Below are 25,373 nucleotides of genomic sequence, written 5' to 3'. Positions count from 1 at the left end.
ACTGATTACCTCAGTACACGCCAGAGGAATCGACTATGGGCTTGTTGATCGAAGGACGCTGGCATGACCAGTGGTACGACACCGCCGCAGACGGCCGCTTCAAGCGCGAAAATGCCCAACGCCGTCACTGGGTCACGACCGATGGCAGCCCCGGCCCCAGCGGCGAAGGCAACTTCAAGGCCGAGGCTGGGCGCTACCACCTGTATGTCTCCCTCGCCTGCCCCTGGGCCCACCGCACCCTGATTCTGCGTCAACTCAAAGGCCTGGAAAGATTGATCGATGTATCGGCCGTCAGCTGGCTAATGGGCGAGCACGGCTGGACATTCGACCCAGACCACGGCTCCACCGGCGACGCCCTGGATGGTTTCGAGTACCTGCATCAGCGCTACACCGCCGATGACGCCCAGTACAGCGGGCGGGTAACCGTACCCCTGCTGTGGGACAAGCAGCATAAGCGCATCGTCAATAATGAGTCCGCGGAAATCATCCGCATGTTCAACTCGGCCTTCGACGACCTGACCGGCAATAACCTGGACTTCTACCCGCCCGCCCTGCGCGGCGAGATCGAAGCGCTCAACCAGCGCATCTATCCCGCTATCAATAACGGGGTGTACCGCGCCGGTTTCGCCACCACCCAGGCGGCCTACGAGGAAGCCTTTAGCGAGCTGTTCGCCGAATTGGATGCACTGGAAACACGGCTCAGCGAACAACGCTATCTGACCGGCGAATACCTGACCGAAGCTGACTGGCGGCTGTTTACCAGCCTGATCCGCTTCGATGCCGTGTATTACGGCCACTTCAAGTGCAACCTGCGGCGCATTGAGGATTACCCGCAGCTCTCCAACTGGCTACGCGAGCTGTATCAATGGCCTGGCGTGGCGCAGACGGTAAACCTGCAACAGATCAAGCAGCATTACTACGGCAGCCACCGCAACCTCAACCCGAGCGGCATAGTGCCAAGCGGCCCGGCCCTGGACTTCGGCCGCCCGCATGATCGCGCCCGCCTGCCGGGCAAAGGCGTTGCACGACGCTAAACGGCACTAGGTAGATAGACAGAATCAGAGGCCGGCTTGAGCACCTTCGAACCAGGCCAGTTTTTCCCGCAACTGCACCACCTCGCCGACTATCACCAGGGTTGGCGCATGCACCTCATGCTCGGCCACCAGTTGCGGCAGATTCGCCAGGGTGCCGGTAAACACCCGCTGGTTCTGCGTGGTGCCCTGCTGGATCAGCGCGGCCGGGGTCTCGGCGGCGCGACCATGGGCAATCAGCTGCTGGCAAATCATCGGCAAGCCGACCAGGCCCATGTAGAACACCAGGGTCTGGCTGGCGGCGGTGAGTTCCGCCCAGGGTAAATCGCAGCTGCCGTCCTTGAGGTGACCGGTGACGAAGCGCACCGACTGGGCATGGTCACGGTGCGTCAGCGGAATCCCTGCATAAGCCGCGCAGCCGCTGGCCGCGGTGATGCCCGGCACCACCTGGAAGGGAATGCCGTGAGCCGCCAGCTCTTCGATTTCCTCGCCGCCGCGGCCGAAGATAAAGGGGTCGCCGCCCTTCAGGCGCAGCACCCGCTTGCCTTCCTTGGCCAGGCTGACCAGGCGCTGATTGATCTGTTCCTGGGGCAGCGCATGCGCCGAGCGCTGCTTGCCGACATAGATGCGTTCGGCATCGCGACGGCACAGCTCGATAATGGCCGGAGCCACTAGGCGGTCATAGAGCACCACGTCGGCCTGCTGCATCAGGCGCAGGGCGCGGAAGGTCAGTAGATCGGGATCGCCCGGGCCAGCCCCCACCAGATACACCTCGCCCAGGGCGCGCGGTGCAATGCCGGCGATCTTTTCCTCGAGCAGGCGCTCGCCCTCCTGCTGCTTGCCGGCGAACACGCTTTCGGCGATCTGCCCCTGGAACACGTCCTCCCAGAACACCCGGCGCTGCTGCACATCGGGAAACAGGCCCTTGACCTGAGCGCGAAAGCGCTTGGCCAGGCCGGCCAGCTGGCCGTAGGTGGCGGGAATCCAGGTCTCGATCTTCGCCCGGATCAGCCGCGCCAGCACCGGCGCATCCCCGCCACTGGTGACGGCGATGATCAGCGGCGAGCGATCGACGATGGCGGGGAAGATCACACTGCACAGCTTCGGCGCATCCACCACATTGACCGGCAGCCCCAGAGCCTGGGCCTGACGAGAAATCTCGGCATTCAGCGGCTCGTCGTCGGTGGCGGCGATGATCAGCGCCACCCCCTGCAAGTCCTCCGGCTGGTAACCACGCAGGAAAAACCCGCCGTCGCCGGCCAGGCTTTGCAGCTCGGCGCGAACCTCGGGAGCGACCACGCGCAGGCGTGCGCCGGCATCGGCGAGCAGACGCGCCTTGCGCAACGCCACTTCGCCACCGCCGACCACCAGCACCAGGCGATCCTGCAATTTGTGGAACAGGGGAAGGAAGTCCATGGATCAATCTCGCCAGAGGTAAAAAAACGGGGCGGCCATCGCCACCCCGTATTGTGCAGCCGAATTGCCTGTTAACCGATTACTTCGATGCCGCCCATGTAGGGTTTCAGAACGTCCGGCACGCGGATACTGCCATCGGCCTGCTGGTAGTTCTCCAGCACCGCCACAAGGGTGCGACCCACCGCCAGGCCGGAACCGTTGAGGGTGTGCAGCAGCTCGGGCTTGCCGGTTTCCGGGTTGCGATAGCGCGCCTGCATGCGGCGTGCCTGGAAGTCGCCGCAGTTGGAGCAGGAAGAAATCTCGCGGTACTTGTCCTGGCTCGGCACCCAGACTTCCAGGTCATAGGTTTTCACTGCACTGAAGCCCATATCGCCGGTACACAGTGCCAGTTTGCGGTACGGCAGCTCGAGCAGCTGCAATACGCGCTCGGCGTTGGCGGTCAGGCTTTCCAGAGCTTCGAAGGACTTGCTCGGCTCGACGATCTGGACCATTTCGACCTTGTCGAACTGGTGCTGACGGATCATGCCGCGGGTGTCGCGCCCGGAAGCGCCGGCTTCGCTGCGGAAACACGGGGTGTGGGCCACGAGTTTCAGCGGCAATTGCTTGGGATCGAGAATTTCGCCCGCGACGATATTGGTCAGCGACACCTCGGCGGTCGGGATCAGGTACAGATCCGCTTCACCTTCACGGCTGATCTTGAACAGGTCTTCCTCGAATTTCGGCAGCTGACCGGTGCCTTGCAGCGCCGGAGCCTGCACCAGATAGGGCGTATAGGCCTCTTCGTAACCGTGCTCGCTGGTGTGCAGATTGATCATGAACTGCGCCAGGGCACGATGCATGCGGGCAATGGGGCCACGCAGCAGGGCGAAACGCGCACCGGAGAGCTTGGCGGCGGTTTCGAAATCCAGCCAGCCGTGCTGCTCGCCCAAGGCGACATGATCCTGAATGGGGAAATCAAAGCTGCGGGGCGTGCCCCAGCGCGAGACCTCGACGTTGCCCTCTTCGTCGTTACCAACCGGCACCGACTCGTGCGGCAGGTTGGGGATATTCAGCAGCAGGTTGTCGAGTTCGCTCTGAATGGCGTCCAGCTCGCGCTTGCCCTCCTCCAGATCGCTGCCCATCTTGTCCACTTCTGCCAGCAGCGGGGCAATGTCTTCACCCCGCGCCTTGGCCTGACCAATGGCCTTGGAGCGGCTGTTGCGCTCGGCCTGCAGTTGTTCGGTACGGGTCTGGACCGCCTTGCGTTGCGTTTCGAGCGCCTCGAAGCGCACTACATCCAGCTGAAAACCGCGGCTAGCAAGGCGCTGGGCCACATCGTGAAGTTGGCTGCGAACCAGTTTGGAGTCGAGCATGTTCAGGTCTCAATACAGGTACAAAAGATTGCATGGCAGGGCCATGTCGCGCGATGGCGCGCAGTTTAAGGCTTTAGGTCGCTACAGCGCCAATCCGCAAGCCGGCCGGCCGCAAACGGACGCGCACTCACTGGCACAATCGCGCCAGGGTCAGGCCCAGCCAGGCGGCCAGCAAGCCGCCGACCATGCTGCACAACAGGTACCCCATGGCCTCGGCTGTACGACCGCCTTCAAGCAGACTGAGCATCTCCAGGCTGAAGGAGGAAAAGGTGGTCAGGCCGCCGAGCAGCCCAACCGTCAGGCCGGTGCGCAACTCCAGCGGCAGGTCGCTGCGCAGCAGAAACAGCCCCGATAGCAGCCCGATCAACAGACAGCCGAGCATATTCACCGTCAAGGTGGCCAGGTAGTAGTGCCGCGGCCAGCTCGCCACCACCCAGCTGGTCGCGAGAAAACGCAATACGCAGCCCATCGCCCCGCCGGCAGCCACCGCCAGAAGCACGCGGGTCATGGCCTCCTCCGCTGCCTGGGGCTGGCCAGGTCCTGACTCTTCAGGTGCTGCAGCTTGTCGCCGATCTTCAATTCCAGGCCACGAGGTACCGGCTGGTAATACTCGCGCGGCTCGAACGCCTCCGGGAAGTAATCCTCGCCGGCGGCATAGGCCTCGGGCTCATCGTGGGCGTAACGGTATTCGTCGCCGTAGCCCAACTCTTTCATAAGTTTGGTCGGCGCGTTGCGCAGGTGCAGCGGCACCTCCAGGGAACCGTGCTCGGCGGCATCGCGCATGGCCGCCTTGAAGGCCATATAGACCGCATTGCTCTTGGGCGCGCAGGCCAGGTAAACGATGGCCTGCGCCACCGCCAGCTCACCCTCCGGACTGCCCAGGCGCTCCTGCACATCCCAGGCATTCAGGCACAGGGTCAGCGCCCGCGGGTCGGCATTGCCGATATCCTCGCTGGCCATGCGCACCACACGGCGCGCGATATACAGAGGGTCACAGCCACCATCGAGCATGCGGGCGAACCAGTAGAGCGCGCCATTCGGGCTGGAGCCGCGTACCGACTTGTGCAGCGCGGAAATCTGATCGTAGAAGGCCTCGCCGCCCTTGTCGAAGCGCCGGCGACTGTCGCCGAGCAGATCCAGCAGCAGTTCGGTGCTGATCGCACCGCCATCCTCGGCCAGGTCGGCGGCGTTCTCGAGAAAATTGAGCAGGCGTCGACCATCGCCATCGGCCGCGCCCAGAAGGATCTTGAAACTCTCCTCTGGCAGGCTCAGCTTGCGCTCACCCAAGCCCTTGGGGTCGCTGAGGGCGCGCTTGACCAGCTTGCGCAGGGCGGCCTCGTCCAGGCTTTTCAGCACATAGACCCGGGCCCGCGACAACAGCGCGTTGTTCAGCTCGAAGGAGGGATTTTCCGTGGTGGCCCCGATAAAGATCAGGGTGCCGTCTTCCACATAGGGCAGGAAGGCGTCCTGCTGCGACTTGTTGAAACGGTGCACTTCGTCGACGAACAGGATGGTCTGGCGACCATACTGCGCGGCATGCTGCTGGGCGATTTCCACCGCCTGGCGGATTTCCTTGACCCCGGAGAGCACCGCGGAAATGGTCTCGAAGTGGGCATCGGAGACCTGCGCCAGCAAACGTGCCAGGGTGGTCTTGCCCACCCCCGGCGGGCCCCAGAAGATCATCGAGTGCAGCGCGCCCTGCTCCAGAGCTTCGCGCAACGGCTTGCCGCGCGCCAGCAAGTGCTCCTGACCGACATACTCGTCCAGGCTGGCAGCGCGCAGGCGGGCGGCCAGCGGCTGGGCAACGGGAGCCTTGCGAAACAGATCCATGACGGGGTTAAAGCCTCTTGCTGTGGGGCGCTCTACTCTTGAATCACGTCCGCACCTTCGGGGATATCGAAGGTGAACAGGCCGTCATCCAGCGCCTCATTCATCTTCACCCCAAGGAACAGGATATTGGTGCGCTGACCAATGCTGTCGATCAGCTGCATATCATTGAGCACCTTGTTGCGAAACGACAGGCGCAGGCTGTCGAACAGGCTGTCCTTGGATTTTGGCTTGAGAATAAAGTCGACCACATTGCCGCTTTCGCTGTGGCTGATCTCAAAGTTCTCGCTGATCTTCGACACATCGCCGGACAACAGCAGAGCCGGGGTGTGGGTCAGGCGCTGATCCAGGGTCTGGATGGTGACCTGCTCAAGGTCCGGGTCATACAGCCAGACTTTCTCGCCATTGGAGACCAGCAGCTGCTCCATCGGCGCATCGGTGTGCCAGCGGAACAGCCCGGGGCGCTTGAGCGCCAGCTGGCCGGCAGTTTCCTGCAGCTGGGTACCGCTGCCGTCCAGGGTCAGTTGGGAAAAGCGCGCACTGATGGTCTGGGCCTGGTTGAGCAGCTCGGTCAGGCGCTGCACGGCAAGCGAATCGTCGGCCACGGCGGCCACACTGGAAAAACTCAAAACGGTCAGCAACAACATGCGAATCAGGCGCATGGGACTCCTTATGAACAGGGACTGAAGCATTAATCGCGATTGGGGCCTGGTGCTATGACCTCACGGGAGCCATTAGTGTTCATCGAGGTCACCACACCGGCCATCTCCATGGCCTCGATCATCCGCGCGGCGCGGTTGTAGCCGATTTTCAGCTTGCGCTGCACCGAGGAAATCGAGGCGCGGCGGCTTTCCAGCACGAAATTGACCGCCTCGTCGTAGAGCGGATCAGCCTCGCTGCCTTCACCGCCACCCTCACCGCTGCTGCCATCGAAGCCGCTGCCGGCTTCTTCGACACCGGCCAGGATATCTTCGATGTAATCCGGCGTGCCGCGCTGTTTCCAGGCCTCGACCACGCGATGCACTTCCTCGTCGGAGACGAAGGCACCGTGTACGCGAATCGGCAAGCCGGTGCCAGGCGGCATATAGAGCATGTCACCGTGGCCCAGCAGTTGTTCGGCACCGCCCTGGTCGAGAATGGTGCGCGAGTCGATCTTGCTCGACACCTGGAACGCCATACGGGTCGGGATATTGGCCTTGATCAAGCCGGTAATCACATCCACCGAAGGACGCTGTGTGGCGAGGATCAGGTGGATGCCCGCCGCGCGGGCCTTCTGCGCGATACGCGCGATCAGCTCTTCGACCTTCTTGCCGACGATCATCATCATGTCGGCGAACTCGTCGACCACCACCACGATGGTCGGCAGGGTTTTCAGCAGCGGCGCTTCGTCGTGCATGCTTTCGCGCTTGTACAGCGGGTCGGACAGCGGCTCGCCGGCTTCCTCGGCGTCCTTGACCTTGCGGTTGAAGCCAGCCAGGTTACGCACGCCCATCTTCGACATCAGCTTGTAGCGCCGCTCCATCTCGGCCACCGACCAGCGCAGGGCGTTGGCGGCCTCCTTCATATCGGTCACCACCGGGCACAGCAGGTGCGGAATGCCTTCGTAGATCGACAGTTCGAGCATCTTCGGGTCGATCATGATCAAGCGCGCCTCTTCCGGCGTGGATTTGAACAGGATCGACAGGATCATCGCGTTGACCCCCACCGACTTACCGGAACCGGTGGTACCAGCCACCAGCAGGTGCGGCATGCGCGCCAGGTCGGTAATCACCGGCTTGCCGCCAATATCATGGCCGAGGGCCAGGGTCACCGGCGACTTGGCATCATCATACTCGGGCGACGACAGCACCTCGGAGAAGCGCACGATCTGGCGGTCTTCGTTGGGGATTTCGATACCCACGGTGGTCTTGCCCGGAATCACTTCCACCACCCGCACGCTGATCACCGCCAGCGAGCGTGCCAGATCCTTGGCCAGGTTGGAAATACGGCTGACCTTGACCCCGGCGGCCGGCTGAATCTCGAAGCGGGTGATCACCGGCCCCGGATGCACTGATTCGACTATGACCTCGACACCAAACTCCTTGAGTTTGATCTCCACCAGCCGCGACATGGCCTCAAGGGACTCGGGGGAATACTTCTTCTGGATCTTTTCCGCCACATCGAGGATCGAGATAGGCGGCAGACTGCCGGCCAGGGCACTGTCCTCGAACAGATTGACCTGCTTCTCTTTCAGCACCCGCTTGCTCGGCTCGGCCGCCTTGGGCGCGGCCGGCGGGGTGATCTGCGGAGCCGGACGATTGACCCGCTCGCTCATATGCTTGTTCAGCGACTCTTCGCGCTCGATCAGGCGTTCCTTGACCCTGGCCTGCTCGCGGCGATCGAGAACGATGGGGGCGGACACCTCGGTGACGCGCTCGTCGACCTCGCGCAGCTGGGCAACCAGCTGCTTGCGCTCGACCCGGGCATTCCACCAGCGGTTGCTCAGGCCCTGAATCAACTCGAACAAGTCCAGGGTGATCTTGCCGGTCAGGTCCATCACCTTGAACCAGGACAGGTCGGTAAACACGGTCAGACCGAAGAGAAACATGGCGATAAACAGCAGGGTACTGCCCTGCACGTTCAGCGCATTGACGGCCAGCTGACCGAGGCTTTCCCCCAGGGCACCACCGGCAGAGGCCGGCATAGAGGTGTTTGCATCAAAATGGATATAGGCCAGCGCAGCGCCCGATAGCACCAGAAACACCAGGCCGATCAGGCGCCAGGAAAACAGCCAGCCACTCCACTGCCAGGGTTGATGGCGGGCGCGGAACACCTGCAGGGTCTTGACCCCCAGCAGCAGCGGGAACAGGTAAGCGAAGTAACCCAGGGCCATAAACAGGATATCGGCGAACCAGGCACCGGCACGCCCGGCGGCATTTTGCACCTGCTCGACATTGCTGGTATGGGTCCAGCCCGGGTCGGCCGCATCGTAGGTCAGCAGCGCCATCCACAGATAAAGACAGAGTGCACCCAGGCCGATCAGCGCCCCCTCCTTGAGTCGGTAAGGCAATTGCTGACGCCAGACGGGGGCTTGTGCGGTAGGGCTAGAGTTCTTCAAAACGCATCTGTTCCTGCGCCGGGGCGCCGAATAATTGGTTAAAGGCGGATCAAGCGCCGATTGTACGGGTTTAGCCGCGCCGTGCCACGCAATCGCCCGCGGCCATCGGGCAACGGCGCTCGACTCCCGCTCGCCACCTGCTTCGGTGTAGCATATCCGCCAACATCTTCCGTGCGGCTCAATTGGAGCATGCATTCTCTTTTGTGACAAAGGCTTATGAGGTGTTTTTATGAGCGAAGTCAAGCATTCACGCCTGATCATCCTGGGCTCTGGCCCCGCCGGTTATAGCGCCGCCGTCTATGCCGCCCGAGCCAATCTCAAGCCCGTGGTGATCACCGGCATTCAGCCTGGCGGTCAGCTCACCACCACCACCGAAGTGGACAACTGGCCGGGCGACGTCGAAGGTCTGACCGGTCCGGCCCTGATGGAGCGCATGCAGAAGCATGCCGAGCGCTTTGAAACCGAGATCGTCTACGACCACATCCATACCGCCGAGTTGCAGTCGCGCCCCTTTACCCTCAAGGGCGACAGCGGCACCTATACCTGCGATGCCCTGATTATTGCCACTGGCGCATCCGCCCAGTACCTGGGCCTGCCGTCGGAAGAAGCATTTTCCGGCAAGGGCGTGTCGGCTTGTGCCACCTGCGATGGCTTCTTCTATCGCAACCAGGTGGTCGCCGTGATCGGCGGCGGCAACACCGCTGTTGAAGAGGCACTGTATCTGGCCAATATCGCCAAGGAAGTGCATCTGGTACACCGTCGCGACAAACTGCGTTCTGAGAAGATCCTTCAGGACAAGCTGTTCGACAAGGCGGCCAACGGCAACGTGGTACTGCACTGGAACCATGCACTGGAAGAAGTACTGGGCGACAACACAGGGGTGACCGGTGCACGCCTGAAAGACACCCAGACCGGTGTGACCAAGGATCTACCACTGGCCGGCGTGTTTATCGCCATCGGCCACAAGCCCAATACCGAGCTGTTCCAGGGCCAGCTGGAAATGCGTGACGGCTACCTGCTGATCAAGGGCGGCAGCGAAGGCAATGCCACTGCCACCAGCATCGAAGGCGTCTTCGCCGCCGGCGATGTGGCCGACCACGTCTATCGCCAGGCCATCACCTCGGCCGGCGCAGGCTGCATGGCCGCACTCGACGTCGAGAAGTTCCTCGACGACAACTGATAGCCCTCAGGGCGGTTCCTTAGCGACCGCCCTGCCCTCCTCCGGCCGCGCCTCATGCTGACCTGGCTACAACGCGATTCACTGGATTTTCCGCCCCTCGACAAGGCGCTGCGCGATCCCAACGGATTGCTCGCTGCCGGCGGCGACCTGAGCCCCGAACGCCTGATCCAGGCTTACCGCCACGGCTGCTTTCCCTGGTTTCAGGACGGCCAGCCGATTCTCTGGTGGTCGCCCGACCCGCGAACCGTATTATTCCCCGAGGAACTGCACGTCTCCCGCAGCCTCGCCAAGCTATTGCGCCAGGGCCGCTACCGGGTCACCTTCGACCAGGCCTTCGCCGAGGTCATCCAGGCCTGCGCCGCGCCGCGCAGTTACGCCGCGGACACTTGGATCACCACACCTATGCAGGCCGCCTACCTGGAGCTGCATAAGCGCGGCATCGCCCATTCGGTCGAAGTCTGGCAGGGCGAGGAAATGGTCGGCGGCCTCTACGGCCTGGCCATGGGCCAGCTGTTTTTCGGCGAATCGATGTTCAGTCGCGCCGACAATGCCTCCAAAGTGGGCTTTGCCACCCTGGTGCAGCACCTCAAAGCCTGGGGCTTCGTACTGATTGACTGCCAGATGCCGACACAACACCTGCACAACTTCGGCGCCAGAGCCATCTCCCGCCAGCAGTTTGCCGCTTATCTGAGTCGCCATCTCGACCAGGTCAATCAAGCCGACTGGGTTGCCTAGGCGAGTTTGCCTGCCTGGCATACACTTGAATAAGACTGATCCCGAGAGTCGATCATGACCGAGCTGGCCCGCCTGAAGTTTTATGCCACTCAGCCGCACCCATGCAGCTACCTGCCCGATGAACAAGCCACCACCCTGTTCCTCGACCCCAGCCAGCCCATGGACGCGGAGGTTTACGCCGAGCTTTCGGAAATGGGCTTTCGGCGCAGCGGCGAGCACCTCTATCGACCGCACTGCCAGCGCTGTACCGCCTGCATGCCGGCACGTATCCCTGCCGCGCAGTTCAGCCCCAATCGCCAGCAACGGCGCATTCTCAAGCGAAACCAGGACCTTCAGGTACGCCCGGTGCGTCCGACCTTCACCGAAGAGTATTACAGCCTCTACGTCCGCTATATCGAGCAGCGCCATGCCGATGGCGACATGTACCCGCCCAGCCGCGAACAATTCTCCACCTTTCTCGTCCGTGATCTGGCATTTTCCCGCTTCTACGAGTTCCGCCAGCAAGGCCGCCTGCTCGCCATCGCCGTCACCGACGTGCTGCCCAATGGGCTTTCCGCGGTTTACACCTTCTACGACCCCAACGAGGAGCGACGCAGCCTGGGCCGCTTCGCCATCCTCTGGCAAATCGCCGAAACCACCCGCCTGGGCCTGCACGCCGTCTACCTCGGCTACTGGATCAAGAACTGCCGCAAGATGAACTACAAGACCCAATATCGGCCGATTGAGCTCTTCGTCAATCAACGCTGGGTCAGCCTTATCTGAAGCCCTTGGCGCAAACCCCAATTTTCGGGCACAATGCACGCCGCTTTTGCCTGGCGCCAGTTGCACCGGGCCATTCATTGGATACCGAGGGCTTTACTGCATGTCGAAAGAAGACAGCTTCGAAATGGAAGGCACTGTCGTCGACACCCTGCCCAACACCATGTTCCGTGTGGAGTTGGAAAATGGGCACGTCGTTACCGCGCACATCTCCGGAAAGATGCGCAAGAACTACATCCGCATTCTGACTGGTGACAAGGTTCGCGTTGAGCTGACACCTTACGACCTGAGCAAGGGTCGTATCACCTACCGCGCCCGTTAATCACGCAGGTCAACCGCCAGGAGCCCGATCGGGGCAAAACGGCAGTTGACGGCAAGTTAACCCAGGCTGCAAATGAAAACGCCCGGCATTGCCGGGCGTTTTTGTTGCTTGGCGTTGTGGATCAGGCCATTTCCGCCGTGGTTTCAAAGTCGAAGGTCAGCTCGCCATCGCTGATATCGACATGCACCACGCCACCATGCTCGGACAACTCGCCGAACAGAATCTCTTCTGCCAGCGGACGCTTGATCTTGTCCTGAATCAGGCGCGCCATCGGCCGGGCACCCATCTGCACGTCGTAGCCCTGCTCCGCCAACCAGTTACGCGCCGCATCGCTGACCTCAAGCATGACCCGCTTGTCCTCCAGCTGCGCCTGCAGCTCGGTGAGGAACTTGTCGACGATGCTCTTGATCACCTCGTGGCTCAGACGGCCGAACTGGATAATGGTGTCCAGACGGTTACGGAACTCCGGCGTGAAGCTCTTCTTGATCACTTCCATGGCATCGGATGAATGATCCTGGTGAGTGAAACCAATAGAAGCCCGCGCGGCAGTCTCGGCACCGGCGTTGGTGGTCATGATCACGATCACATTGCGGAAATCCGCCTTGCGTCCGTTGTTGTCGGTCAGGGTGCCGTGGTCCATCACCTGCAGCAGCAGGTTGAAGACTTCCGGGTGAGCCTTCTCGATTTCATCGAGCAGCAGCACGCAATGCGGGGTCTTGGTGATGGCCTCGGTGAGCAGGCCACCCTGGTCGAAACCGACATAACCGGGCGGCGCACCGATCAGGCGCGACACCGTGTGGCGCTCCATATACTCGGACATGTCGAAGCGGATCAACTCCACCCCCAGCGCCTTGGCCAACTGGCGCGCGGCCTCGGTCTTGCCCACCCCGGTAGGGCCGGCAAACAGGAAGGAACCCACGGGCTTGTCCGGTGCCTTGAGCCCAGCCCGCGACAGCTTGATCGCGGTCGACAGCGAGTCGATCGCCGCATCCTGACCAAAGACCGTCAGCTTCAGGTCGCGCTCAAGGTTGCGCAGCAGTTCTTTATCCGAGCTGCTGACATGCTTCGGCGGAATCCGGGCAATTTTCGCCACGATATCCTCGACCTGCGCCACATCAATGCGTGCCAGGCGTTTTTCCACCGGCTGCAGGCGCTGGTAGGCACCCGCTTCATCGATCACGTCGATGGCCTTGTCCGGCATATGCCGGTCATTGATATAACGCGAAGCCAGCTCGGCAGCTGCACGCAGCGCCTCGTCGCTGTACTCGATGCTGTGGTGCTGCTCGAAGCGCCCTTTCAGGCCCCGCAGAATGCCAATGGTGTCTTCCACCGAGGGCTCGACCACATCGACCTTCTGGAAGCGCCGCGCCAGGGCGCGATCCTTCTCGAAAATGCCGCGAAACTCCTGGAAGGTAGTGGAGCCGATGCAGCGAATCTCACCCGAGGAAAGCATCGGCTTGAGCAGATTAGAGGCGTCCATCACCCCACCGGATGCCGCGCCGGCCCCGATAATGGTGTGGATCTCGTCGATAAACAGAATGGCGTGCGGCCGCTTGCGCAGCTCATTAAGCAACGCCTTGAGGCGTTTCTCGAAGTCGCCGCGGTATTTGGTACCGGCCAGCAACGCCCCCAGATCCAGGGAGTAGACCACGCTGTCAGCCAGCAGGTCGGGTACCTGATTGTCGACGATGCGCTTGGCCAGACCTTCGGCAATTGCGGTTTTACCCACACCGGCCTCACCGACCAGCAGCGGGTTGTTCTTGCGCCGGCGTGCGAGGATCTGCGCGACCCGCTCGACCTCCAGCTCACGACCGACCAGCGGGTCGATACGTCCCTGGCGCGCCAGTTCGTTGAGGTTACTAGCATAGGCATCCAGCGGATTGCTGGAGCTGGAAGACTCACCGCCCTCTTCGTCCTGCATTTCCTGATCGGTTTCGGAATGGCCACCATGACCCGGCACCTTGGAGATGCCATGGGCAATAAAGTTGACCACATCGATACGCGCAACACTCTGCTGCTTGAGCAGGAACACCGCCTGGCTTTCCTGTTCGCTGAAGATGGCCACCAGCACATTGGCCCCGGTCACTTCACGCTTGCCCGAGCTTTGCACGTGGAATACCGCGCGCTGCAATACCCGCTGAAAACCCAGGGTTGGCTGGGTTTCGCGCTCTTCATCATGCTGAGGAATCAGTGGCGTGGTGGAGTCGATAAATTCTTGCAGGTCATGCCGCAATTTATCCAGATTGGCACCGCAGGCGCGCAACACGCTTGCCGCGGCCTCATTATCCAGAAGCGCTAGCAGGAGGTGCTCAACCGTCATGAATTCATGACGCTTGGTGCGAGCCTCCTTGAAAGCCAGATTGAGGGTGACTTCGAGCTCTCGATTTAACATAGCTTCACCTCATGCCCAAGCGGCCGGTGTTAACCGTCCTTCTCTATTTCACAGAGTAGCGGATGCTGGCTCTCTCTCGCATATTGATTCACCTGCGTAGCCTTGGTTTCAGCAATATCGCGGGTAAACACTCCACACACTGCTCGCCCTTCGGTATGAACGGTCAGCATGAGCTTGGTCGCCAGCTCTCGATTGAGGTTGAAGAAAACCTCGAGAACCTCGACCACAAAATCCATGGGCGTGTAGTCATCGTTGAATATGACCACTTTATACATAGGAGGTGCCTGCAATGCCGGCTTGGACTCCTGGACGGCGATACCGAAGGAATCGTCCTCATGCGCTGCCGGGCGATCCTGATTTAATGTTAGTCGAATCTGGCTACGTGCATGCATGGTGAATAGGGTTCGTTGAAGGGCGAATAGGAGATGCCAGGCAGAGTTTGAACGGCTTCGCAGCCAGTTGCAGCATTGCCTTGACTATCGGCAAAACAGTGTTACAAACAACAAATACCCTGTCAGGGGTATAAGGGGTTCCACACCACCAGCGCTCGGCCAGTCTATGTGTGGAATTTAAGTGGATGATACTCCAGTGATGGAGTCCTTTGCAGAGGGATGTCAGCATGGTTAGCGGTAAGGTCAAGTGGTTCAACAACGCCAAAGGCTATGGATTCATCGTCGCCGACGGTCGAGATGAGGACCTGTTCGCCCATTACTCGGCTATCCAGATGGACGGCTATAAAACGCTGAAAGCTGGCCAGCCAGTAAGCTTCGATATTATTCAAGGTCCTAAAGGGCTCCACGCCGTCAATATCAGCGCGGCGACTGCCGCCACTGACACCCCGACTGCGGTCAAGCAGCCCCAGGGCGCAACGGTAGAAGTCTGACTTACCGGGTTTATTGCTTACCCACAAAAAGGCCGGTCGATTGACCGGCCTTTCTTTTTGGTCTGCCATCCCTGGCGACCACCCTACGGGCCGTCGCTCGCGCGACGTTAAAAATTGCTCCCTGCAATTTTTTATGGTCTACCGCCCCGTGGCGACCACCCTGGAGGTCGCCACCACGGGGAGTTAAAGCAGCTCGCTTACATATGCGAGATCAACGCATCGCCGAATTCCGAGCAGGACAGCAGCTTGGCACCGTCCATCAGACGCTCGAAGTCATAGGTCACGGTCTTGGCAGAGATAGCGCCATTGGTGCCCTTGATGATCAGATCGGCCGCCTCAATCCAGCCCATGTGACGCAGCATCATTTCCGCGGAGAGGATCAACGAACCCGGGTTCACCTGGTCCTTGCCAGCGTACTTGGGCGCAGTGCCGTGGGTAGCCTCGAACATGGCCACGGTGTCGGACAGGTTGGCACCCGGCGCGATACCGATACCGCCCACTTCTGCCGCCAGGGCGTCAGACAGGTAGTCACCGTTGAGGTTGAGGGTGGCGATCACATCATATTCAGCCGGACGCAGCAGAATCTGCTGCAACATGGCATCGGCGATGGCGTCCTTGACGATGACGTTCTTGCCGGTGCGCGGATTCTTGAACTGCATCCAGGGGCCGCCATCAAGCAGGGTTGCGCCGAACTCATCGGCAGCAATCTCGTAAGCCCACTCCTTGAAGGCACCCTCGGTGAACTTCATGATGTTGCCTTTGTGCACGATGGTCAGCGAGTCGCGGTCGTTATCGACCACATACTGCAGCGCCTTGCGCGCCAGGCGCTTGGTGCCTTCCTTGGAAACCGGCTTGACGCCGATACCGCAATCCTGATCAAAACGGATCTTGGTGACGCCCATTTCCTCTTTAAGGAACTTGATCACCTTGTTCGCTTCCGGCGAGCCGGCCTTCCACTCGATACCGGCATAGATGTCTTCCGAGTTCTCGCGGAAGATGGTCATGTCGACATCGCCGGGCTTCTTCACCGGGCTCGGCACGCCTTCAAACCAGCGCACAGGGCGCAGGCAGACATACAGGTCGAGTTGCTGGCGCAAGGCCACGTTCAGCGAGCGGATACCGCCGCCGACAGGTGTGGTCAGTGGGCCCTTGATGGACACGACGTAATCCTTGACCGCGTCCAGGGTTTCCTGCGGCAGCCAGGTGTCCTGGTCATAGACCTGAGTGGCCTTCTCGCCGGCATAGACCTCCATCCAGGAAATCTTGCGCTCGCCGCCGTAGGCCTTCTCGACCGCGGCATCAACAACTTTGATCATGACCGGGCTGATATCGACGCCGATGCCATCACCTTCGATATACGGGATGATCGGGTTGTTCGGTACGTTCAGGGATGTATCGGCATTAACGGTGATTTTGTCACCGGTTGCTGGCACCTGGATCTTTTGGTATCCCATGCTGGACTCCGTCTCGTGGTTAAAACAGTCATATCACCCGAGAGTAACTCACTTGAATCGGGCGAAACCATATGTTCGTTGGTCTTATGTGGCTGAGCATTCTGCGACGCGCTGCCGCAGTGGTATACTGCCGCGATGACTAACAAGTCATAAGGCGCAGGCTACTTCTGCGAGGTATCTGCCTCTTGAAACCGCCGAATTGCCACCACGATTCGCGCGGCTCGAAATGCTCGACACTCTACTGGTGCATCCAACATCACCGCGGCAAGACCTCGACTGCTGGTTCGTTCACACGAACCTCGGCGCCTACCTGCGCATGTCGGGCGTTTGTGCACGCTCAGCGAAGAAGAGAGTTAATTCCACATGTCCACCCCTTCGAAGATCATCTATACCTTCACCGACGAAGCCCCAGCCCTTGCGACCTATTCGCTTCTTCCTATTGTAGAAGCCTTCGCAGCCTCTGCTGGCATTGCCGTCGAAACCCGCGACATCTCTCTTGCAGGGCGCATCCTTGCAAGCTTTGCCGACCAGTTGGATGCCGACAAGCAGATCGACGACGACCTCGCCAAGCTGGCCGTGCTGGCCACCTCGCCAGACGCCAACATCATCAAGTTGCCGAACATCAGCGCCTCGGTGCCGCAGCTCAAAGGCGCAATCGCCGAGCTGCAGGCCCAAGGCTATAACATCCCGAACTTCCCTGAAGACCCGCAAACTGAAGCCGAGAAAGAAGCCAGCGCCCGCTACAGCAAGGTGCTTGGCAGCGCGGTAAACCCGGTGTTGCGTGAAGGCAACTCCGACCGCCGCGCACCTGCAGCGGTCAAGGCATTCGTGCGCAAGCATCCGCACTCCATGGGCAAGTGGAGCATGGCGTCGCAATCCCACGCCGACTACATGCGCGGCGGCGATTTCTTCTCCAGCGAACAGTCGATCACCATGGCCAAGGCTGGTGACGTGCGCATCGAATTCGTCGGCAAGAATGGTCAGGTCGTGGTCAAGAAGCAGCTCGCCCTGCAGGAAGGCGAAGTGTTCGACAGCATGTTTATGAGCTGCCGCAAGCTGCGCGATTTCTTCGAGAAGACCCTGCAGGACTGCAAGGAAAACGGCGTGATGTGGTCCCTGCACGTCAAGGCGACCATGATGAAGGTCTCCCACCCGATCGTCTTCGGTCACGCCGTCAGCGTCTACTACAAGGACGTATTCGACAAATACGGCGAGCTGTTCAAGGAACTGGGCGTCAACCCGAACAACGGCATCAGCAGCGTCTACGACAAGATCAAGTCCCTGCCCGCCTCACGTCAGGAAGAAATCCTCGACGACATCCACGCCTGCTACAGCCATCGCCCGGAAATGGCCATGGTCGACTCGGTCAAGGGCATCACCAACCTGCACATCCCCAGCGACGTGATCGTCGACGCTTCGATGCCGGCGATGATTCGCAGCTCCGGGCAGATGTGGGGCAAGGACGGCAAGCTCAAGGACACCAAGGCGGTGATGCCGGAAAGCACCTACGCCCGTATCTACCAGGAAATGATCAATTTCTGCAAAACCAACGGCGCGTTCGACCCGACCACCATGGGCAGCGTACCGAACGTCGGCCTGATGGCGCAGAAGGCCGAAGAATACGGCTCCCACGACAAGACCTTCGAATTGACCGAAAACGGCATCATGCGCGTCGTCGCAGCCGACGGCACTGTGCTGATGCAGCATGAAGTCGAAGCAGGCGACATCTGGCGCGCCTGCCAGACCAAGGACGCGCCGATCCGCGACTGGGTCAAGCTGGCCGTCACCCGCGCGCGCCAGTCCGCCACCCCGGCGATCTTCTGGCTCGACCCGGAGCGCGCCCACGACCGCGAACTGCAGAAGAAGGTTGAAGCCTACCTGCGGGAACACGACCTGACCGGTCTGGACATCCGCATCATGGACTACAACCAGGCCATCCGCGTAAGCATGGAGCGTCTGATCCGCGGCCAGGACACCATTTCGGTGACCGGCAACGTACTGCGCGACTACCTGACCGACCTGTTCCCGATCATGGAACTGGGCACCTCGGCCAAGATGCTGTCCATCGTTCCATTGATGGCCGGCGGCGGCATGTACGAAACCGGTGCCGGCGGCTCGGCTCCCAAGCATGTGCAGCAGTTGCTCGAAGAAAACCACCTGCGCTGGGACTCGCTGGGCGAATTCCTGGCCCTGGCGGTTTCCCTGGAAGAGACCGGAATCAAGACCAACAACCCGAAAGCCAAGCTCCTGGGCACCACCCTCGACGCGGCCACCGGCAAGTTGCTGGACAACAACAAGTCGCCATCGCGCAAGACCGGCGAACTGGACAACCGCGGTAGCCACTTCTACCTGGCCCTGTACTGGGCTCAGGAACTGGCCGCACAGCAGGAAGATCCAGAGCTGCAGGCGCAGTTCGCGCCACTGGCAAAACTCCTTAGCGAGAACGAAGCAACCATCGTTGCCGAACTCAGCGCGGTACAGGGCAAGCCAGTGGACATCGGCGGCTACTACCGCTCCAACCCACAGCTGACCAGCCAGGCCATGCGTCCAAGCGCGACCTTCAACGCCGCGCTTTCCGCCCTGGTCTAAACACCCAGCGCCCCTGGGCGTTGCAACATCACAAACCCCGGCCTCCGCGCCGGGGTTTGTGCATTCAGAGCAGCAAGAATCAGGCTATGATCGCCTTTTTTCCTAACAGGTAGCATGTCCATGCAGTGGCAGCCGCATATCACCGTGGCCACGGTCATCGAAGACCAGGGCCGCTTTCTGCTGGTCGAAGAAATGGCCGAAGGCCGGGCCGTGTTCAACCAGCCTGCCGGGCACCTGGAGGCCAACGAAAGCCTGCTCCAGGCCGCCCTGCGCGAAACCCTCGAGGAAACCGGCTGGGATGTCGAATTGACCGGCGTTACCGGCATCTATCTATACACCGCGCCGAGCAATGGCATCACCTACCAGCGCGTGTGCTTTGCCGCCAAAGCGCTGCAACAACGGCCTGACTATCCGCTGGATGACGGCATTATCGGCCCGCGCTGGCTAAGCCGCGACGAACTGGCCGCACAACCCGAGCGCTGGCGCAGCGAGCTGGTATTGCGCTGCATTGACGATTACCTGAGCGACCAGTGTTTTCCCCTGAGCCTGATCCGCGATTAACGGCCGCACCTCTGCGCCTGCTAGAATCGCCCTCTTTTCAACCCTGTGCCCAGTATCCCCATGCCAGATCCAACTACTCAGCGCGTAATCGTCGGTATGTCCGGCGGCGTCGACTCCTCCGTTTCCGCCCTGCTGCTGCTCGAACAGGGCTATCAGGTCGAAGGCCTGTTTATGAAGAACTGGGACGAAGACGACGGCACCGAATACTGCACCGCCATGGACGACCTGGCCGATGCCCAGGCGGTGTGCGACAAGATCGGCATCAAGTTGCATACCGCCAACTTCGCCGCCGAGTACTGGGACAACGTGTTCGAGCACTTCCTCGCCGAATACAAGGCCGGGCGCACGCCGAACCCGGACATCCTGTGCAACCGCGAGATCAAGTTCAAAGCCTTCCTCGACTACGCGCTGATGCTCGGTGCCGACCTGATCGCCACGGGTCACTACGTACGCCGACGGGATATCGACGGGCGCACCGAGCTGCTCAAGGGCCTGGATCCGAACAAGGACCAGAGCTACTTCCTGCATGCCGTCGGCGGTGAACAGATCGCCAAGACCCTGTTCCCGGTCGGTGAGCTGGAAAAGCCGGCGGTGCGCGCCATTGCCGAGAAATATGAGCTGGCCACCGCGAAGAAGAAGGACTCCACCGGCATCTGCTTTATCGGCGAGCGGCGTTTCAGCGACTTCCTCAAGCAGTACCTGCCGGCTCAACCGGGCAATATCGAGACCACCGAAGGCGAAGTCATCGGCCGCCACCACGGCCTGATGTACCACACCATCGGCCAGCGCCAGGGTCTGGGCATCGGCGGCCTGAAAGACGCCAGCGACGAGCCCTGGTATGTGCTGCACAAGGACCTCGAGCGCAATGTGCTGGTGGTCGGCCAGGGCAACGAACACCCTTGGCTGTTCAGCCGCGCCCTGCTCGCCTCGGAGATCTACTGGGTCAACCCCATCGACCTGAGCAGCCCACGCCAACTGACCGCCAAGGTGCGCTATCGCCAGGGCGACCAGGCCTGCACCCTGGAAAAGACCGCCAGCGGCTATCGCGCGGTCTTCGCCATGCCGCAGCGCGCGGTCACCCCTGGGCAGTCCGTGGTGTTCTATGAGGGCGAGGTGTGCCTGGGTGGCGGCGTGATCGAAGTCGCCGAGCCCTGGAGCAGCAAGGAGCTGCAACAATGAGCCCGACCCAGGAGCAACTGGTCGCGCTGGGCGCGGTATTCGAGTCCGCCGTACTGGTCGACAAGCTCGCCCGCACCGGCCAGGTGAGTGAGCCCGCAGTGGCCTGCCTGATTGGCAGCCTGCTGGTGCGCAACCCGCCAAGTACCCTGGATGTGTACGGCGGCAGCGACCTCAATCTGCGCGACGGCTACCGCGCCCTGGTCAGTGCCTTGGAACGCGACCCGGCCAGCCTGCAACGCGACCCGTTGCGCTATGCCCTGGCGCTGCTGGCACTGGAACGCCAACTGAACAAGCGCGACGACATGCTGCAGGTAATGGGCAGCCGCCTGGACCAGGTCCAGCAGCAGGTCGAGCACTTCGGCCCGACCCACGAGAATGTCATCGCCAACTGCGGCAGCCTGTACCAGGACACCATCAGCACCTTCCGCCAACGCATCCAGGTTCAGGGCGACTCGCGCCACCTGCAGCAGGCCAACAATGCGGCGAAGATCCGCGCCCTGCTGCTGGCCGGCATTCGCTCGGCGCGCCTGTGGCGACAACTGGGCGGGCACCGCTGGCAGCTGGTGTTCAGCCGCAGCAAGCTGCTCAAGGAACTCTACCCGCTGTTGCGCGGGTGACCAGTCGTTCGGTAAAACCACTGCAGGGAGCCGCATTGCTGGCCCTTTCGGCCCTGCTGTTCGCTCTGATGGGCGCGGCTATCCGCGAGGTGTCCGTCAGCGTCAACACCGAGTCGGTGGTGTTCTTCCGCAGCCTGGTGGGCGTGCTGTTCTTTCTGCCGCTGCTCCTGCTCAGGGGCGTCCGACCGCTTAAAACCACTCGCCTCAAGTCACACCTGTGGCGTACCGGCTACGGCCTGGCGGCGATGTACTGCTTCTTCTACGCCATCGCCCACCTGCCGCTGGCCGACGCCATGCTGTTCACCTATTCCGCGCCGCTGTTTACCCCGCTGATTGCCTGGTGCTGGCTCAAGGAGCCCCTGACCCGGCGCATACTGCTGACCACCAGCGTCGGCCTGCTTGGCGTGCTGCTGGTGGCCAAACCCTCCGCCGCCCTGCTCGACAGCCAGACCCTGATCGGCATGGCGGCGAGCATCCTGGCGGCTTTCGCCTTCGTGTCGATCCGCGAGATGAGCGACACCGAGCCGGCCTTTCGCATCGTTTTCTATTTCTCGCTGTTCAGCGCGCTGATTGCCGCCATTCCCCTGGCCTGGGCCTGGCAACCGCTGGGAATCACCGAACTCAAGCTGCTGCTGTTTATCGGCCTGCTGGCCACCGCCAGCCAGATCATCATGTCCAAGGCCTACGGCCTGGCACCGCCGGGCCTGATCGGCCCCGTCGCCTACCTGGCAATCGTCTTTGCCGGGGTGCTCGCCTGGCTGCGCTGGGGCGAGACGCCGGATGTGACTTCATTGATTGGCGCGGCGCTGATTTTCAGCGCCAGCCTGCTGTCGATTGCGCGAAGCAAGCGCGGCTGAACGGTCGCAGCCAATCGCGATCAGCTGGCTGATTTCATGTATGATATGCGCCCTTTTCAATGCCCGACTGTCCGAGAACGCCTCCCATGCAGCTCTCCTCGCTCACCGCGGTTTCCCCCGTTGATGGCCGCTATGCCGGCAAAACCAGCGCCCTGCGCCCGATCTTCAGCGAATACGGCCTGATCCGTTTCCGCGTCCTGGTTGAAGTGCGCTGGCTGCAGCGCCTGGCCGCCCATGAAGGCGTTGCCGAAGTCGCGCCCTTCTCCGCCGAAGCCCAGGCCGTGCTCAATGAGCTGGCGGACAACTTCGCCGTCGAGCACGCCGAGCGGGTCAAGGAAATCGAACGCACCACCAACCACGACGTCAAAGCCGTGGAGTACCTGCTCAAGGAACAGGCGGCCAAACTGCCGGAGCTGGACAAGGTCAGCGAATTTATCCACTTCGCCTGCACCAGCGAGGACATCAACAACCTGTCCCACGCCCTGATGCTGCGTGAAGGCCGCGATACCGTACTGCTGCCGCTGATGCGTCAGACGGCCGAAGCGATCCGTGAACTGGCGATCAAGTTCGCCGACGTGCCGATGCTCTCGCGCACCCATGGCCAGCCGGCGTCGCCGACTACCCTGGGCAAGGAACTGGCCAACGTGGTCTACCGCCTGGAGCGGCAGATCGCCCAGGTTGCAGCTGTGCCACTGCTGGGCAAAATCAACGGCGCAGTGGGCAACTACAACGCCCACCTGTCGGCCTATCCGCAGATCGACTGGGAAGCCAACGCCAAGCAGTTCATCGAAGGCGATCTGGGTCTGCAGTTCAACCCCTACACCACCCAGATCGAGCCGCACGACTATATCGCCGAGCTGTTCGATGCCATCGCCCGCTTCAACACCATCCTGATCGACTTCGATCGCGATATCTGGGGCTATATCTCCCTGGGCTACTTCAAGCAGCGCACCATCGCTGGCGAAATCGGCTCCTCGACCATGCCGCACAAGGTCAACCCGATCGACTTCGAAAACTCCGAAGGCAACTTGGGGATTGCCAACGCGCTGTTCCAGCACCTGGCCAGCAAGCTGCCGATCTCGCGCTGGCAGCGCGACCTGACCGATTCCACGGTGCTGCGCAACCTCGGTGTCGGCTTCGCCCATAGCGTTATCGCCTATGAAGCCAGCCTCAAGGGCATCGGCAAGCTGGAGCTGAACGAAGCCCGCATCGCTGCCGACCTGGACGCCTGCTGGGAAGTCCTCGCCGAGCCGATCCAGACCGTGATGCGCCGCTACGCCATCGAAAACCCCTACGAGAAGCTCAAAGAGTTGACCCGCGGCAAGGGCATCAGCCCCGAAGCCTTGCAGACTTTTATCGACGGTCTGGATATGCCAGCCGCCGCCAAGGCCGAGCTCAAGCTGCTGACCCCGGCCAGCTACATTGGTAACGCAGTGGCCCAGGCCAAGCGCATCTAAACGGCAGTAGCCCTCTGACGCCCGGCTATGCCGGGCGTTTTCTTTTCCAGGCTTTTATTTATTTCAAGGGCTTAGCAATGAATCCTGATACTCCGCTGCAACTGCTGGGCGGCATTACTGCCCGCGAGTTCATGCGTGACTACTGGCAGAAGAAACCCCTGCTGGTACGCCAGGCCATCCCCGGCTTCGAAAGCCCGATTTCCCCGGACGAGCTGGCCGGCCTGGCGCTGGAAGAAGAAATCGAGTCGCGCCTGGTCATCGAGCACGGCGAACGCCCCTGGGAACTGCGCCGCGGCCCCTTCGCCGAAGACGCCTTTGCCGAACTGCCCGAGCGTGACTGGACCCTGCTGGTGCAGGCGGTCGACCAGTTCGTCCCGGAAGTGGCCGAACTGCTCGAACAGTTCAAGTTTCTGCCCAAGTGGCGCATCGATGACGTGATGATCAGCTTCGCCGCACCCGGCGGCGGTGTCGGCCCGCACTTTGACAACTACGACGTGTTCCTCCTGCAGGGGCACGGCAAGCGCCTCTGGCAGGTCGGCCAGATGTGCAACTCGGACAGCCCGCTGCTGCCCCACGCGGATCTGAGGATCCTCGCCGAATTCGTTAAAACTGAAGAATGGGTCCTGGAGCCCGGCGACATGCTGTATCTGCCGCCGCTTCTGGCCCACTGTGGTACCGCTGAGGATGACTGTATGACGTATTCCGTAGGCTTCCGTGCGCCGAGCGCCGCCGAAGTTCTCACCCATTTCACCGATTTTCTCGGCCAGTTCCTCCCCGACGAGGAGCGCTACAGCGACGCCGACGCGCAGCCGACCGATGACCCCACGCAGATCCAGCGCGACGCCCTGGACCGCCTCAAGGCCCTGCTCACCGAGCATATGAGCGACGAGCGCCTGCTGATGACCTGGTTCGGCCAGTTTATGACCGAGCCCAAGTATCCGGAGCTGATTACCGGCATCGAAATCGACGAAGAAACCTTCCTCGCCGGCCTGGAAGATGGCGCGGTGCTGGTGCGCAATCCCAGCGCGCGCATGGCCTGGTCGGAAGTCGGCGAGGATCTGGTGCTGTTCGCCAGCGGCCAGAGCCGCCTGCTCTCGGCCAGCCTGCGTGAGCTGCTGAAACTGGTGTGCTCGGCCGATGCCCTGCATATCGACAATCTCGGCGCGTGGCTTGCCGATGACGAAGGGCGTAATCTGTTGGTGGAACTGGTCATACAAGGCAGCCTGGAGTTTGCTGATGAGTGAGATTCACGTCCGCCTGGCCGACTGGCAGAAGGACAATGCCGATCTGCGGCGCATTCGCGAGACCGTGTTTATCGCTGAACAAGCGGTGCCGCCGGAACTCGAATGGGACGCCGAAGACGCCGAGGCCGTGCATTTCCTTGCCTGCGAGGGCGACTATCCGATCGGCACCGCGCGCCTGCTGCCCGACGGCCATATCGGCCGGGTCTCGGTGCTCAAGGACTGGCGCGGCCTGAATGTCGGTGCCGCACTGATCAATGCGGTAGTCGCGGAAGCGGAAAAACGCGGCCTGACGCAACAAATGCTCAGCGCCCAGGTGCAGGCCACCGCCTTCTATGAAAAGCTCGGGTTTGCCATCGTCAGCGGAGAATACCTGGACGCCGGCATCCCCCACGTGGATATGGTGCGTCATAGCGCCTAGAGG

At 61.5% G+C, this 25,373-nt stretch carries 23 protein-coding genes; 14 read left to right on the top strand and 9 right to left on the bottom strand.

Annotated elements, in window-relative coordinates; all coding sequences use genetic code 11:
• Window positions 1-35: 35 nt before the first annotated feature.
• Window positions 36-1,034, top strand: coding sequence for a glutathione S-transferase family protein (locus WMW70_RS19625; protein WP_341439142.1), 999 nt, complete (start codon window positions 36-38; stop codon window positions 1,032-1,034).
• 24 nt (window positions 1,035-1,058) lie between these two features.
• On the opposite strand, the gene cysG is transcribed toward WMW70_RS19625, so the two are convergent.
• The 6 genes from cysG to ftsK form a co-directional block, all read right to left on the bottom strand.
• Entirely contained in the window at window positions 1,059-2,447 is a 1,389-nt protein-coding gene (gene cysG / locus WMW70_RS19620; protein WP_341439141.1) for a siroheme synthase CysG, read from the bottom strand.
• Window positions 2,448-2,518: 71 nt separating this feature from the next.
• Window positions 2,519-3,799, bottom strand: a complete 1,281-nt coding sequence (gene serS, locus WMW70_RS19615) for a serine--tRNA ligase (RefSeq protein ID WP_341439140.1) — start codon at window positions 3,797-3,799, stop codon at window positions 2,519-2,521.
• Between the two features lie 127 nt (window positions 3,800-3,926).
• Window positions 3,927-4,307: a fluoride efflux transporter CrcB gene (crcB, locus tag WMW70_RS19610; RefSeq protein ID WP_341439139.1), complete on the bottom strand. Its 381-nt coding sequence runs from the start codon at window positions 4,305-4,307 to the stop codon at window positions 3,927-3,929.
• On the bottom strand, window positions 4,304-5,629 hold the full coding sequence (locus tag WMW70_RS19605; protein ID WP_341439138.1) for a replication-associated recombination protein A: 1,326 nt from the start codon (window positions 5,627-5,629) through the stop codon (window positions 4,304-4,306). Before WMW70_RS19605 ends, crcB begins: the two co-directional genes overlap by 4 nt.
• 32 nt (window positions 5,630-5,661) lie before the next feature.
• Entirely contained in the window at window positions 5,662-6,288 is a 627-nt protein-coding gene (gene lolA, locus WMW70_RS19600) for an outer membrane lipoprotein chaperone LolA (protein ID WP_341439137.1), read from the bottom strand.
• Window positions 6,289-6,317: 29 nt separating this feature from the next.
• Window positions 6,318-8,723: a DNA translocase FtsK gene (gene ftsK, locus WMW70_RS19595; protein WP_341439136.1), complete on the bottom strand. Its 2,406-nt coding sequence runs from the start codon at window positions 8,721-8,723 to the stop codon at window positions 6,318-6,320.
• 229 nt (window positions 8,724-8,952) lie between these two features.
• Here ftsK and trxB point away from each other — a divergent pair, with 229 nt between their 5' ends.
• The 4 genes from trxB to infA all read left to right on the top strand — a co-directional run bounded on the left by trxB (window position 8,953) and on the right by infA (window position 11,719).
• Complete coding sequence (trxB, locus tag WMW70_RS19590) at window positions 8,953-9,903, top strand: thioredoxin-disulfide reductase (RefSeq protein WP_341439135.1); 951 nt, start codon at window positions 8,953-8,955, stop codon at window positions 9,901-9,903.
• A 54-nt stretch (window positions 9,904-9,957) separates the two neighbouring features.
• A complete protein-coding gene (aat, locus tag WMW70_RS19585) occupies window positions 9,958-10,638 on the top strand; it encodes a leucyl/phenylalanyl-tRNA--protein transferase (RefSeq protein WP_341439134.1) in 681 nt (226 codons plus the stop codon).
• 54 nt (window positions 10,639-10,692) lie between these two features.
• Complete coding sequence (locus WMW70_RS19580; RefSeq protein ID WP_341439133.1) at window positions 10,693-11,400, top strand: arginyltransferase; 708 nt, start codon at window positions 10,693-10,695, stop codon at window positions 11,398-11,400.
• Window positions 11,401-11,500: 100 nt separating this feature from the next.
• Entirely contained in the window at window positions 11,501-11,719 is a 219-nt protein-coding gene (gene infA / locus WMW70_RS19575; protein WP_002553999.1) for a translation initiation factor IF-1, read from the top strand.
• Window positions 11,720-11,840: 121 nt separating this feature from the next.
• Here infA and clpA read toward each other — a convergent pair whose 3' ends face one another.
• The gene (gene clpA / locus WMW70_RS19570; protein ID WP_341439132.1) at window positions 11,841-14,111 is read right to left on the bottom strand and encodes an ATP-dependent Clp protease ATP-binding subunit ClpA; all 2,271 of its coding nucleotides are present in this window, start codon (window positions 14,109-14,111) and stop codon (window positions 11,841-11,843) included.
• A gap of 29 nt (window positions 14,112-14,140) precedes the next feature.
• Window positions 14,141-14,503, bottom strand: coding sequence for an ATP-dependent Clp protease adapter ClpS (gene clpS, locus WMW70_RS19565; RefSeq protein WP_341439131.1), 363 nt, complete (start codon window positions 14,501-14,503; stop codon window positions 14,141-14,143).
• A gap of 227 nt (window positions 14,504-14,730) precedes the next feature.
• Here clpS and cspD point away from each other — a divergent pair, with 227 nt between their 5' ends.
• A complete protein-coding gene (gene cspD, locus WMW70_RS19560; protein WP_341439130.1) occupies window positions 14,731-14,994 on the top strand; it encodes a cold shock domain-containing protein CspD in 264 nt (87 codons plus the stop codon).
• 197 nt (window positions 14,995-15,191) lie between these two features.
• On the opposite strand, the gene icd is transcribed toward cspD, so the two are convergent.
• Window positions 15,192-16,448: an NADP-dependent isocitrate dehydrogenase gene (gene icd, locus WMW70_RS19555; RefSeq protein WP_341439129.1), complete on the bottom strand. Its 1,257-nt coding sequence runs from the start codon at window positions 16,446-16,448 to the stop codon at window positions 15,192-15,194.
• A gap of 363 nt (window positions 16,449-16,811) precedes the next feature.
• Between icd and WMW70_RS19550 the strand changes: the two genes are divergently transcribed.
• The 8 genes from WMW70_RS19550 (at window position 16,812) to WMW70_RS19515 (ending at window position 25,370) form a co-directional block, all read left to right on the top strand.
• The gene (locus tag WMW70_RS19550; RefSeq protein ID WP_341439128.1) at window positions 16,812-19,037 is read left to right on the top strand and encodes an NADP-dependent isocitrate dehydrogenase; all 2,226 of its coding nucleotides are present in this window, start codon (window positions 16,812-16,814) and stop codon (window positions 19,035-19,037) included.
• A 120-nt stretch (window positions 19,038-19,157) separates the two neighbouring features.
• Entirely contained in the window at window positions 19,158-19,598 is a 441-nt protein-coding gene (locus WMW70_RS19545; RefSeq protein WP_341439276.1) for an NUDIX hydrolase, read from the top strand.
• Window positions 19,599-19,658: 60 nt separating this feature from the next.
• On the top strand, window positions 19,659-20,777 hold the full coding sequence (gene mnmA, locus WMW70_RS19540; protein ID WP_341439127.1) for a tRNA 2-thiouridine(34) synthase MnmA: 1,119 nt from the start codon (window positions 19,659-19,661) through the stop codon (window positions 20,775-20,777).
• Window positions 20,774-21,394, top strand: coding sequence for a high frequency lysogenization protein HflD (gene hflD, locus WMW70_RS19535; protein ID WP_341439126.1), 621 nt, complete (start codon window positions 20,774-20,776; stop codon window positions 21,392-21,394). Before mnmA ends, hflD begins: the two co-directional genes overlap by 4 nt.
• Window positions 21,391-22,251 carry a DMT family transporter gene (locus WMW70_RS19530; RefSeq protein ID WP_341439125.1) on the top strand — a complete coding sequence of 287 codons (861 nt, stop codon included), beginning with the start codon at window positions 21,391-21,393 and terminating at the stop codon, window positions 22,249-22,251. Before hflD ends, WMW70_RS19530 begins: the two co-directional genes overlap by 4 nt.
• Window positions 22,252-22,337: 86 nt before the next feature.
• Window positions 22,338-23,708, top strand: coding sequence for an adenylosuccinate lyase (purB, locus tag WMW70_RS19525; protein ID WP_341439124.1), 1,371 nt, complete (start codon window positions 22,338-22,340; stop codon window positions 23,706-23,708).
• A gap of 77 nt (window positions 23,709-23,785) precedes the next feature.
• Entirely contained in the window at window positions 23,786-24,952 is a 1,167-nt protein-coding gene (locus WMW70_RS19520; RefSeq protein ID WP_341439123.1) for a ribosomal protein uL16 3-hydroxylase, read from the top strand.
• The gene (locus WMW70_RS19515) at window positions 24,945-25,370 is read left to right on the top strand and encodes a GNAT family N-acetyltransferase (protein WP_341439122.1); all 426 of its coding nucleotides are present in this window, start codon (window positions 24,945-24,947) and stop codon (window positions 25,368-25,370) included. The genes WMW70_RS19520 and WMW70_RS19515 overlap by 8 nt, the downstream gene beginning before the upstream one ends.
• The last annotated feature ends 3 nt before the right edge of the window (window positions 25,371-25,373 follow it).

This window comes from Pseudomonas sp. XK-1, assembly GCF_038069885.1.
In the GTDB taxonomy this organism is placed as follows: domain Bacteria; phylum Pseudomonadota; class Gammaproteobacteria; order Pseudomonadales; family Pseudomonadaceae; genus Aquipseudomonas.
Note: the sequence above shows the minus strand (reverse complement) of the source record. Positions and strands in the feature narration are given on the sequence as shown.